Source organism: Fictibacillus sp. BK138, from assembly GCF_004216955.1.
GTDB lineage: Bacteria > Bacillota > Bacilli > Bacillales > Fictibacillaceae > Fictibacillus.
In genome coordinates this window covers 1,299,693-1,311,542 of record NZ_SGXL01000001.1, presented here as the reverse complement: position 1 = coordinate 1,311,542, position 11,850 = coordinate 1,299,693, and the positions used below count along the sequence as shown (strand labels likewise).

Annotated in this window: 9 protein-coding genes, 1 other RNA gene and 1 other annotated feature; of the genes, 1 reads left to right on the top strand and 9 read right to left on the bottom strand. The window is 40.1% G+C overall.

What is annotated here, in order from left to right; genetic code table 11:
• Nucleotides 1-19 precede the first annotated feature (19 nt).
• Nucleotides 20-826: an RsfA family transcriptional regulator gene (locus EV282_RS20555; protein ID WP_130294713.1), complete on the top strand. Its 807-nt coding sequence runs from the start codon at nucleotides 20-22 to the stop codon at nucleotides 824-826.
• Between the two features lie 144 nt (nucleotides 827-970).
• On the opposite strand, the gene EV282_RS06345 is transcribed toward EV282_RS20555, so the two are convergent.
• The 9 genes from EV282_RS06345 to recJ all read right to left on the bottom strand — a co-directional run bounded on the left by EV282_RS06345 (nucleotide 971) and on the right by recJ (nucleotide 11,785).
• Complete coding sequence (locus EV282_RS06345; RefSeq protein WP_130294711.1) at nucleotides 971-1,738, bottom strand: tRNA threonylcarbamoyladenosine dehydratase; 768 nt, start codon at nucleotides 1,736-1,738, stop codon at nucleotides 971-973.
• A 118-nt stretch (nucleotides 1,739-1,856) separates the two neighbouring features.
• Nucleotides 1,857-2,037, bottom strand: a non-coding RNA gene (ssrS, locus tag EV282_RS06340) — 6S RNA.
• Nucleotides 2,038-2,127: 90 nt separating this feature from the next.
• Entirely contained in the window at nucleotides 2,128-3,906 is a 1,779-nt protein-coding gene (gene aspS, locus EV282_RS06335) for an aspartate--tRNA ligase (protein WP_130294709.1), read from the bottom strand.
• A gap of 14 nt (nucleotides 3,907-3,920) precedes the next feature.
• Nucleotides 3,921-5,189 carry a histidine--tRNA ligase gene (gene hisS, locus EV282_RS06330; protein ID WP_130294707.1) on the bottom strand — a complete coding sequence of 423 codons (1,269 nt, stop codon included), beginning with the start codon at nucleotides 5,187-5,189 and terminating at the stop codon, nucleotides 3,921-3,923.
• Between the two features lie 387 nt (nucleotides 5,190-5,576).
• Nucleotides 5,577-5,807: a binding site (T-box leader), on the bottom strand.
• A gap of 45 nt (nucleotides 5,808-5,852) precedes the next feature.
• Complete coding sequence (locus tag EV282_RS20170) at nucleotides 5,853-6,026, bottom strand: hypothetical protein (RefSeq protein WP_165389379.1); 174 nt, start codon at nucleotides 6,024-6,026, stop codon at nucleotides 5,853-5,855.
• Nucleotides 6,027-6,095: 69 nt separating this feature from the next.
• Nucleotides 6,096-6,539, bottom strand: a complete 444-nt coding sequence (dtd, locus tag EV282_RS06325; RefSeq protein ID WP_130294706.1) for a D-aminoacyl-tRNA deacylase — start codon at nucleotides 6,537-6,539, stop codon at nucleotides 6,096-6,098.
• A gap of 23 nt (nucleotides 6,540-6,562) precedes the next feature.
• Entirely contained in the window at nucleotides 6,563-8,746 is a 2,184-nt protein-coding gene (locus EV282_RS06320; protein ID WP_130294704.1) for a RelA/SpoT family protein, read from the bottom strand.
• A gap of 154 nt (nucleotides 8,747-8,900) precedes the next feature.
• Nucleotides 8,901-9,413, bottom strand: a complete 513-nt coding sequence (locus EV282_RS06315) for an adenine phosphoribosyltransferase (RefSeq protein WP_130294702.1) — start codon at nucleotides 9,411-9,413, stop codon at nucleotides 8,901-8,903.
• Between the two features lie 20 nt (nucleotides 9,414-9,433).
• Nucleotides 9,434-11,785: a single-stranded-DNA-specific exonuclease RecJ gene (gene recJ / locus EV282_RS06310; protein WP_130294700.1), complete on the bottom strand. Its 2,352-nt coding sequence runs from the start codon at nucleotides 11,783-11,785 to the stop codon at nucleotides 9,434-9,436.
• Nucleotides 11,786-11,850 lie beyond the last annotated feature (65 nt).

Below are 11,850 nucleotides of genomic sequence, written 5' to 3'. Positions count from 1 at the left end.
AGCTAAGGAGAGGATTTACGTGTCAAAAATCAGACAGGACGCTTGGTCAGAAGAAGACGATCTGCTCTTGGCCGAAACGGTTTTGCGCCATGTCCGTGAAGGTAGTACACAGCTTCATGCCTTTGAAGAGGTTGGAGATAAATTAGAACGGACGAGTGCTGCAGTTGGTTTCAGATGGAATGCAATCGTCAGAAAGAAATATGAACAAGCTTTAAAGATTGCGAAAAAGCAAAGAAAAGAACGACAGCGCGCTCTAGCTAAGTCACAGCAGCAGCCACAGTCCAAATCTGTAACGAAACCTGCTATTCAGCCGGTTAAAACACCGCAGATGCATGATGATGAAACCTATCATCCTGAGGAATTCTTTAAAACTCCTTATACGTATGATAGAGGAGCAGCTTCACCTTCAAATGCATATGAAACACAGCCTGCTGCAAAGCCTGCCTCACCAGCAGTAAACCATATACCGGCTGCAGCTGCCAACTCTACTTATCAAGCGCCGCAACCTAGTAAACAAGAAGAATTAACATTGGATGAAGTAATAGACTTCCTGAGTGGCTTAAAAAGAAACGGAATATCGAGTGGAAAGCTTGTACAGGAAAACATGGAGCTCCGTTTGCAGATGAACGAATTGCTTCAGCAGAACAAGGTAATGAAAGAACAGCTCGCTGTCCTTGAGAAAGAACATCAGACAGTTCAAGAAGATTATCAAGCTCTTATTCAGATTATGGACCGAGCAAGAAAGATGGTTCTGTTTCAGGATGAAGAAACAAATCAAAGCTTCCGAATGGATAAAAACGGGAACTTGGAGAAAATGGCAAAATAAAAAAGCAAAGGCTAAACTCAGATGCTGTTTGAGTTTAGCCTTTTTTTATTTGAACGATTCTAGATTATTAAAATCCATAGAAAGCAAAAAAGCTGCTCTGCAAAAGTACATTCAGACATGTACTTTACAGTCAGCTTTCCAATTTTATCGAATTCTTTCAACTGTAATGTTATTCTTCTCAATAATTTTATTGATTACATATCCAGCCATGTACAATCCTGAAACGGATGGAACAAATGCGTTGGATGATGGAGGCATTTTCGCTTTACGTATCCCTGGTGCGTTCTCAGGAACGATCTCTTTTCTGATCTCCTCGCGAATTTGAATGGGTTTTTCATCTGAGAATACAACTGGAATACCTTTTGTAATTCCTTCTTTTCTTAAGCGCTGGCGTATAACCTTGGCGATCGGATCATAGCTTGTCTTAGAAATATCCGCGATCTGAAGTTTCGTTGGATCCAGCTTATTTGCTACACCCATGCTTGAGATAATTGGAATCTTACGTTTAAGACATTCTTTCATAAGATGAATTTTATAGGAAATCGTATCAGATGCGTCAACTACAAAATCTAATCCGTATTCAAAGATTTGTTCATACGTTTCTTCTGTATAGAACATCTTTAAGGCGATAACTTCGCACTCTGGATTAATCAAAGCGATTCTTTCTTTCATTAAATCTACTTTTGGCTGTCCTACTGTAGTAACTAGAGCATGTATTTGGCGATTGACATTGGTGATGTCTACATCGTCTTTATCTATAAGGATTAAACGTCCTACACCTGAACGGGCAAGAGCTTCTGCTGAAAAAGAGCCCACTCCGCCGATTCCGAGTACTGCTACAGTTGTGTTTTTTAGAACGTCAATTCCATCTTTTCCTATTGCAAGTTCATTTCTTGAAAATTGATAAAGCATAACGTTTGAAATCTCCTTTCAAAGTGCACATGAATAAAGAAAATGCATCTTTATCAGCATATCCACTTTTTAAAACAAAATCAATATGCTTACTAGGTTTAATTTAGACACACAAAAAATGAGCCCCAAAAATGCCGTCTTCCCTTAGTTTTGAACCTGCTCTCGCAGGTGGGTGCCCTGTTTCGCATTTTGTCCGTCCCCTATCTTTCAGGGCGTGGACGCTGTGAGAAAACACAAGCTCCCTCGTAAATAATGTTGGCTCAAAACTTTCGGGTTGTTAACGGTCATCATAGGACCCATCGTTTAAATAAATACTATCATAGGAAATCGTAACTTACAAGACAAAATGTGTCTTTGTAAAAAACAATTCTTATTTTTCTAAATTTTCGTTAATTTGACTCTTGCTTTAATTTTAAACCTAAATGAAGCTCATCCAATTGCTTTTCATTAACAGGTGATGGAGCATTAGTCAGAAGACATGATGCGGATGCTGTTTTAGGGAAAGCAATCGTGTCTCTTAAGTTAGTTCTTCCAGCAAGCAGCATCACCATTCGGTCTAACCCAAGTGCTATACCGCCATGTGGAGGAGTACCGTATTCAAAAGCATCAAGAAGGAAACCAAATTCTTCGCGAGCCCCTTCCTCACTAAATCCTAATGTTTTAAACATTTTTTCTTGCACATCACGTTCATAAATACGCTGTGATCCTCCGCCTAGCTCATAACCGTTAAGAACGAGGTCATATGCTTGTGCTCTAACTTCTGATGGATTTGAATCCATTAAGTGAAGATCTTCTGTCTTTGGCATTGTAAAAGGATGGTGCAATGCCACATAGCGCTCTGCATCCTCATCATACTCTACGAGCGGGAAGTCAACGACCCATAAGAAGTTGAATTTTGACTGATCGATTAATCCTAGGTCTTTTCCTAATTTTTGACGAAGAGCTCCGAGGCTATCTGCTACAACAGAGGACTTATCCGCTACAAACAGAAGCAGATCTCCTTCTTCAGCATTTAAGGTATTTGTAAGATTAGCCGCATCTTCTTCGTTAAAAAACTTGGAGATCGGACCTTTCAAACCTTCTGCTTCTACTTTCATCCATGCAAGACCTTTAGCTCCGTAACGAGCAGTAAACTCAGTAAGACCATCAATGTCTTTTCTAGAATAATCAGCCGCTTTTCCTTTTACATTAATCGCTTTAACTTCTCCACCGTTTTCAACAGCAGCAGCAAATACTTTAAAACCAGACTGTTTTACAACATCAGAAACATTGATGAGTTCAAGTCCAAAACGAGTATCAGGCTTATCTGAACCATAACGGTCCATCGCTTCTTTATAAGTCATTCTAGGGAAAGGTTTTGGAATATCCGCACCCTTCACTTTTTTAACTAATCCTGTCATCATTTCTTCCATCATGGAAAGAAGAGCTTCCTGCCCCATGAATGATGTTTCAATATCGACTTGAGTAAATTCAGGCTGACGGTCTGCACGCAGATCCTCATCTCTAAAACAGCGTACGATCTGATAATATTTTTCAAACCCTGAAACCATTAAAAGCTGCTTAAACAACTGAGGTGATTGCGGTAAAGCATAAAATTCTCCGGGATGCACGCGGCTCGGCACAAGATAGTCACGTGCTCCTTCAGGCGTGCTTTTCGTAAGCATCGGAGTTTCCATTTCCATGAATTCTTCTGTTTCTAAAAAGTTACGGATATAACGGGTAACTTCGTGTCTCATTTTCAAAGTTTCCTGCATTACTGGACGACGAAGGTCCAAATAGCGGTATTTCAAACGGATATCTTCGTTTATTTCAATATCTTCACTAATGGAAAAAGGAGGCGTCTTCGCACTGTTTAGGATTTTAATTTCTTCTCCAGAAATTTCGATCTTACCTGTATTCATTGCAGGGTTAATGGTACTTTGATCTCTTTCAAGAACCGTCCCTGTAACGGTAAGCACATATTCACTTCTTACTTTCTCAGCTGTCTCCAGAGCTTCAGCTGAAACTTCAGGTGAAAATACGATTTGCACGATTCCTGATCGGTCACGCAGGTCGATAAAGATCAGTCCTCCGAGATCACGTCTTTTTTGGACCCAGCCCGTTATTGTTACTTTTTCACCTATATATTGTTCAGTAATTTTTCCGCATTGATGTGTGCGATATTCCATAAGATGTATCCTCCTTAATTTCCTTGCTTTACAAATGTACTCAATTCTTCTATACGAACCTCTTTTTGTTCGCCAGATTCCATATTCTTCACGTTAATAATCCCTTTAGAGAGTTCTTCTTCCCCTAAAATGGCAACAAATCTTGCTTTTAAGCGATCTGCCGCTTTAAACTGCGCTTTCATTTTTTTATCTAAATAATCTTTATCACTTTTTATTCCAGCATTCCGAAGGTCATTCAAGATAGAGACTGACTTTTTCTTTGCTTCGTCTCCTAGTGCAACAACGTAACAATCAAGATCTTCTTCCGTATTCAATGTGATCCCTTCTGCCTCAAGTGCTAAGAGAAGACGTTCAAGACTCATCGCAAAACCGATGCTTGGCGTTGCAGGACCGCCTAAATCTTCAACAAGACCATTGTATCTTCCGCCGCCGCTTAAAGTTGTAATGGCACCAAACCCCTCAGCATCACTCATAATTTCAAATGCTGTGTGGTTATAGTAATCTAGCCCTCTCACTAGTGTAGGATCGATTACATATTGAATGTTCATGTCATCTAATGATGTTTTTACTTGATCAAAGTAGTCTTTCGATTCTTCATTTAAATACTCTAAAATAGAAGGTGCTGTCTTCATAAGATCGTGATCGCGGTCTTTTTTACAGTCAAGAATACGAAGCGGGTTCTTTGTTAAACGATTTTGGCAATCAGAACAAAACTCTTCAATTCTTGGTTCGAAGTGAGCAATTAACGCATCTTTATGAGCCTTTCTGCTATCTGCATCACCAAGTGTATTTAACACTAATCGAAGTTTCTTCAATCCGAGTTCTTGATAAACCGTCATAGCGAGTGAAATAACCTCTGCGTCAATCGCTGGGTCGGCTGACCCCATGGCCTCAATTCCAAATTGAACGAATTGACGGTAGCGTCCAGCCTGTGGTCTTTCATAACGGAACATCGGCTGGATGTAGTAAAGCTTTACAGGCTGCCCTGGAAGTCCGAACATTTTATTTTCAACGTAAGAACGTGTGACTGGTGCTGTTCCTTCTGGACGAAGAGTTAAGCTTCTGTCTCCTCTGTCCGTGAAGGTATACATTTCTTTTTGCACGATATCTGTTGAATCCCCTACTCCTCTTTGAAACAGATCAGTGTGCTCAAAAACAGGTGTGCGGATTTCTTTATAATTAAACCTTGCAGAAACTTCTTTTGCTTTTTCTTCTATTATCTGCCACTTTTCTACTTCTCCTGGGAGAATATCTTTCGTTCCCCTTGGAATATTAATACTCATTTCGTTTCATCCTCCCGAATGTTAATTAAAATTAATTAAAAATAAAAGGCTGTTTTCGCAAACTTTGTTGCTTTTGGAAGTGGTTGACTTCCGTTCCAGGATGCTCGCTTTCCGCGGGGCGGGCGGTGAGCCTCCTTGCGCTTTGCGCCATTAGGAGTCTCACCTGTCCCACTTCGTGACGTATCCTTGCTCCTGCGTCTAAAAGTAAATGCTAAGATGTGAGCTTCCTCGTCGCATGCCTAACGGGAAGCATCTCAGGTGGTAGGCACGCACCTTGCACTCCAGTCAACTTGTCAATGAAGATATAAAAAATATCCAAAAAAAAACAATCTTTTAGATAAGAACCAAATAAAAAAAACTCCCATCCCTCATGAAATCAACGATTTCATAAGGGACGGGAGTTCCCGCGGTGCCACCCTGCTTCGAAGCCAAAAAAAGCTTCCTCTTTATGCAAGTAACGATTGCCCACGTGTAACTCTACTGAGGTTTAAACTAACCGTTCGAATTAAAACCTATGAAGTGTCTTTCACTTTATCATCAGGGAGAAATGCTTTCAGCCGTGGCATTTCCTCTCTAACCCTGTGGGGTAAAGGTACTTTTCTTCGTCATCAGTTTTATCATTTTGGAATTGTAGATTATCATACTTTTCAAAGGGGCTTCATGTCAATAGTTTTCTCGTTTTATTTTTTTCTTCAGCTGACTGACCTGATAAAGATCCAACCCGAATTCTTCAGCGAGCTCCATGTTGTTTGCCGATTTTTCTAAAGAAATAAAATCATGAAAACTAACCTGTTTCCATTGTGATACACCTTCAATGCCCTTGCGATTCTGTCTCATAAAAAAACTCCTCCGCCTTTTTTGGTTAGTCTGTCCATCAAGGCGAAGGTTTCATTCATTTTCTTTTACTTAAACTCTTGAATCCATAATTAAAGTCACAGGTCCATCATTTGTGAATTCAACATCCATCATTGCACCAAAAACACCAGTTTGGACATGAATCCCTAATGTCTTCATCTTCTCATTGAAATAATCATAAATTTGTTTAGCATGATCCGGCTTAGCAGCGTCCATAAAATTCGGTCGTCTGCCCTTTTTAGTATCCCCATATAACGTAAATTGTGAAATTGAAAGGATACTTCCCTCTGTATCTTTTAACGAAAAATTCATCTTGCCGTTTTCATCTTCAAAGATACGTAAATTAATAATTTTTTCTGCTAAATAATCAGCGTCTCTTTCTGTATCTTCATGTGTGACACCTACCAAAAGCATCAAACCTCTGTCTATTTGTCCTTTTACTTCAGAATCTACAGAAACAGCTGCATTTTTGGCTCGTTGAAGCACTATTTTCATATCGAAGTCACTTCCTATAGCTACTATTGCATAATACGTCTTACAGCATAAATGTCTGGGATCCGCTTGATGCGTTCAACCACTTTTTGCAGATGACTTACATTGTGAATGGAAATAGACATGCTGATCGTGGCCATCTTATTTCGATCTGACTTCCCGCTTACAGCCGTAATGTTTGTCTTTGTTTCCGCAACGGCATGAAGGACTTCATTAAGCAGACCGCGTCTGTCAAATCCGTTAATCTCAATATCAACATTATAATTCTTCGGCTGTTCAAGGTTGCCTTCCCATTCAACCGGAAGCAATCGCACTTGAGCATCTTCATTGTGGACGTTGACACAGTCTTCTCGATGGACAGAAACTCCACGTCCTTTTGTGATATATCCGACAATTTCATCACCAGGTACAGGATTACAGCATTTAGATAAACGAATCAACATGTTATCGATGCCTTTAACCACGATGCCTGAGTCTGTTCTTCGTTTTACTTCAGGCTTATCTCCCGAATCTCTGATTGCATCCAGCAGTTCTGAATTATCAGGATCCTGCTCTTTTTTACGACGGACTTTATCGGTTAAGCGAGTTGCGATCTGTGCTGCAGTAATGCCATTATAGCCAACTGCCGCATACATATCTTCCTCGCCTGCAAAGTTATATTTTTGAGCGACATATTGCAGGTTTTCAGTTGTGAAAATTTCCTTTAAATCGTAACCGCGGTTCTTGATTTCTTTTTCAACAAGCTCTTTCCCTTTTGCAACGTTCTCTTCTCTTTTCTCACGTTTAAACCATTGGCGGATCTTATTCTTTGCATGAGAACTCTGGGTAATCTTAAGCCAATCCTGGCTGGGACCATAGGAGTGTTTACTCGTAAGAATCTCAATAATATCCCCAGTTTTCAAGCGGTAATCGAGTGTAACCATCTTGCCGTTGACTTTGGCACCAATACACCTGTTGCCGATTTCAGTATGAATGCGGTAAGCAAAATCAATCGGTACAGACCCAGATGGCAGTTCGTAAACATCCCCTTTAGGGGTGAAAACAAAGACCATGTCTGAGAAAAGGTCCACTTTTAACGATTCCATAAACTCTTCCGCATCAACAACATCGTTCTGCCATTCTAATATTTCACGGAACCAAGTCAGTTTATTTTCAAAAGAGCTGACAGGAGCTTTTGTTGCTCCCTCTTTATAAGCCCAGTGTGCCGCAATCCCGTATTCTGCTACACGGTGCATATCAGAAGTCCGGATCTGGACTTCCAATGGATCGCCTTTAGGGCCGATTACGGTAGTGTGCAGTGACTGATACATATTTGCTTTAGGCATAGCTATATAGTCTTTGAAACGGCCAGGCATCGGCTTATAGCATGTATGAATAATACCAAGAGCCGCATAGCAATCTTTAATATTCTGAACGATAATCCGAACAGCGAGAAGATCATAGATCTCATTAAACTGTTTACCTTGCTTTGCCATCTTCCGATAAATGCTGTAAATATGCTTCGGTCTTCCAGAGATATCAACAGTGATCTGGACTTCTTTCAGCTTGGATTTCATCTCGTCCATAACTTGCTGAACATATTCTTCACGCTCAGCACGTTTCTGCTGCATCAAATTTACAATCCTATAATATTGCTGAGGATTAAGGTATCTCAAAGAAACATCTTCTAGCTCCCACTTAATCGTCGAAATACCTAGACGATGAGCGAGCGGAGCGAAGATTTCCAAAGTTTCGTTCGCTTTTTGTATCTGTTTTTCTTTTGGCATATGTTTTAGCGTACGCATGTTATGAAGTCGGTCAGCGAGTTTGATTAAAATGCAGCGTATATCCTGTGCCATCGCAACAAACATTTTTCTATGGTTCTCTGCTTGCTGCTCTTCTTTAGACTTAAACTTAATCTTCTTAAGTTTTGTAACACCATCAACCAGCATTGCCACTTCTTCATTAAATTGATTAGAAATGTCCTTTAATGTGATGGACGTGTCCTCAACAACATCATGAAGAAACCCTGCTGCTACTGTTACAGGGTCCATTTGCAGGTTTACCAGAATACCCGCTACTTCAACAGGATGATGGATATATGGCTCACCGGATTTACGGAACTGTCCTTCATGCGCACTTTTTGCGTATTCATAAGCCTTTGTTATAAAAGCGATATCGTCTTTTGACAGATAGCTTTCCGCTTTTTGCAACACTTGCTCAATCGTCATGGAATCACCTTACGTTGTCATTGTATATTGCTTCTATTATCGTTAAATTGAACCCTCATGTAAAGCAAAAAACGAAATTTGTCGAATGAATGGGCAGTTTTTGTGACAGGAATGTAAAAAAGAGCACAGTATCAGTGCTCTTTCTCTTTAAATCTTAGTATTGGGTTAATGTGAAAATATCATAACCATTAAGCTTGCTGCGGCCATCTAAATATGTCAACTCAATCATAAATGCAATTCCTGCAACAATTCCGCCAAGCTCCTCAACAAGCTTGATCGTCGCTTCGATCGTTCCGCCAGTTGCCAGCAAGTCGTCTGTAATTAAAACTTTTTGTCCTGGCTTGATAGCGTCTTTATGCATAGTAAGTACATCCTTGCCATACTCAAGACCATAATCGACTTTGATCACTTCCCGCGGAAGTTTGCCTTCTTTACGGACTGGAACGAATCCTAATCCAAGCGTGTATGCAACAGGACATCCTACAATAAAACCTCGTGCTTCAGGTCCGACAATTACGTCAACATCTTTTTCTTTTGCATACTCTGCAATATCGTCCATCGCTTTTTTATATACAGCCCCATCTGACATAAGAGAGGTAATATCTTTGAAGCGAATACCTTCGATCGGAAAATCATTTACTACTGAAATATACGGCTTATAATCCATGAATCTTTGCCTCCTGAAAATTACAAACTCGCTTTTGGCCGAGCTTGCTCTGCAAACCAGCTTTTTAATGAATGATAGGAAGAATAAACGAGCTGATTTTCGATATCTGCCTGTTCAAACTTTTTCTGATACGTTTCAGAGCTATCAAGTTCTTTTTTACCTGGTTCACTATTTATTGTAATTACACCATCGTCTATTGTAACAAAATCCAGCTCAAAAAACACCTGTGACATAAAATCAATTGTTTCTTTAGACCAGCCTTTCCATCTCGCCAGCTCTGTACCATCCTTCTTAACATCGAACTTTTTTCTTTTAGCCAAGAAACCGTAATACCATTTAAAATGCTCTCTTGTCGGCAATGTTGTAAAAAAGTGGTCTGTGTTTTGATGAAAAACAGCATAGATTCTAGCTGGTCCACCTTTTGTTTCCAGTATTTCAGCAAACTTTGCAAGTGAGACAGGAACATCTAGGAAGACAATATACTTATTAATAAAAAAGTCATTTGGAAGTCCTACTAACTCTACTCCATTTATTGTTTGCGGAGCCAAGCTGTCCAATCCAAGATCTGTTAATGTGTTATCGTTAAATGTGATATAGTGTGTTTTTGTTTTTGGCAGATCTTTCAGCCTTTTTCCTGCATCCTTTAAACCCCGATAATCAAACAGCTGAAAATGTGAAACTGAAAGGTCCTCCAGCAGCATCTGAGGTTTTCTATATCCGTTCCATTCGTTCAGCTGTATTTGGCCAACAAGTGAAAGCATAGAATAAGGCGTCATCTCATCAAGTAAATGGCCTTTTTGAAATCCGATACAATCCAGGACAGACATCTCTCCATTTCCGACTTGTAATTTCAGATGGTTAGACTGACTTCCTATTTTTTTCATCTCCCGGATCGGGACTTGTTCGATGAGCACCCTTGGTGAAGGGTTTCCGATACCAAAAGGAGCAAGTGAACTAAGCATCTCCACCGTGTCTAAAGAAATCTCATCCAAAGAAGCTGTTAGATCGATCATCGTCACTGGCAAGAAATCTTCTGGCTTAAGAATTTCTTTCGCCTGCTTTACTAACCGACCTCTGAGAATCCCAACATCATCTAGAGCAAGAGTCATTCCTGCTGCCATGGGATGCCCTCCGAAGTGAGGAAGAATGTCGCGGGATTCAGATAGATTTTCAAACATATCAAAGCCTTGTATGCTTCGTGCTGATCCTTTCGCCGTTCCTTTTTCAGGGTCTAGACACAACACGATGGTAGGACGATAGAATTTCTCAACAAGTCTTGATGCAACGATTCCGATTACACCTGGATTCCAGCCTTCTTTCGCAAGAACAAGCACCTCATTCTCTTCAGGTGGAAAACTCTCTTCTACCATCGCAATTGCTTCTTTCGTTATTTCATTTACGATCGCCTGGCGTTCTTTATTAACAGAATCAATTTCTTCGGCAAGCATGGCTGATTGGTCACGATCATCTGAAGTAAACAATTCAACTACAGGCATCGCTGAGCCGAGTCTTCCTGCAGCATTTACTCGAGGACCTACAGCAAATCCAACATCTTCTGCTGTTAAATCTTTTTCATAAAGCCCTGCAACTTTTAAAAGCTCCTGCAAGCCTATCTTATCTGTTTTGGATAAAGCTTCAATTCCAAGCTTAGCTATGATTCTATTTTCATCTACCAAAGGAACAAGATCTGCAATAGTTCCAATACATGCATAATCTAACAAGTGCATCGGTGGATTTCCATGTAAAGCATGAGCTACTTTAAACGCAACGCCGACACCAGCAAGACCAGAAAAAGGATAGGTACATCCGGGCTTTTTAGGGTTTATGATGCTATAGGCGTCTGGGAGTACAGGCGGAGCCTCGTGATGATCGGTAATAATGAAATCTAGCCCGATCTCTTTTGCGACTGCTGCTTCATGAACAGCCGATATTCCTGTATCTACTGTAACAACAAGTGTATATCCTTCATCCTTTGCTTTTCTTAATGCAGGCTCATTAGGGCCATAGCCTTCTGTAAACCGATTTGGAATATAATAATCGAAGTCTGCACCTAATTCTTTCAGTGCATAATACATAACCGTTGTACTGCTCACACCGTCTGCATCATAGTCACCAAAAATAAGGATTTTTTCATTTGATTCAACCGCTTTATGTATCCGATCAACACTCTCTTTCATGCCATCTAATAAAAATGGGTCATGAAATTGATTTGTATCTATCTTTAAAAAAGCTTGAGCTTTCTCAATAGAATCTATTCCACGTATCGCTAATAGATTTGCAATCAAAAGCGGAATATCCAGTTCTTGCGACAACCATTTTGCCTTTTCTTCCGAAGTTTCTTGAATCTTCCACCTCGTTCTAGGCTCTAGCATAAAAATCACCTCTTAACCTATTCATTATACAAAACAGGATAAGAGGTGACAATTTATGAATAATA

What these genes read in the sequence shown, in the direction of transcription:
- EV282_RS06345 (WP_130294711.1), bottom strand. Translation starts at nt 1,738, where the DNA reads ATGCTTTATCAATTTTCAAGAAATGAACTTGCAATAGGAAAAGATGGA.
- aspS (WP_130294709.1), bottom strand. Translation starts at nt 3,906, where the DNA reads ATGGAATATCGCACACATCAATGCGGAAAAATTACTGAACAATATATA.
- hisS (WP_130294707.1), bottom strand. Translation starts at nt 5,189, where the DNA reads ATGAGTATTAATATTCCAAGGGGAACGAAAGATATTCTCCCAGGAGAA.
- EV282_RS20170 (WP_165389379.1), bottom strand. Translation starts at nt 6,026, where the DNA reads ATGAGACAGAATCGCAAGGGCATTGAAGGTGTATCACAATGGAAACAG.
- dtd (WP_130294706.1), bottom strand. Translation starts at nt 6,539, where the DNA reads ATGAAAATAGTGCTTCAACGAGCCAAAAATGCAGCTGTTTCTGTAGAT.
- EV282_RS06320 (WP_130294704.1), bottom strand. Translation starts at nt 8,746, where the DNA reads ATGACGATTGAGCAAGTGTTGCAAAAAGCGGAAAGCTATCTGTCAAAA.
- EV282_RS06315 (WP_130294702.1), bottom strand. Translation starts at nt 9,413, where the DNA reads ATGGATTATAAGCCGTATATTTCAGTAGTAAATGATTTTCCGATCGAA.
- recJ (WP_130294700.1), bottom strand. Translation starts at nt 11,785, where the DNA reads ATGCTAGAGCCTAGAACGAGGTGGAAGATTCAAGAAACTTCGGAAGAA.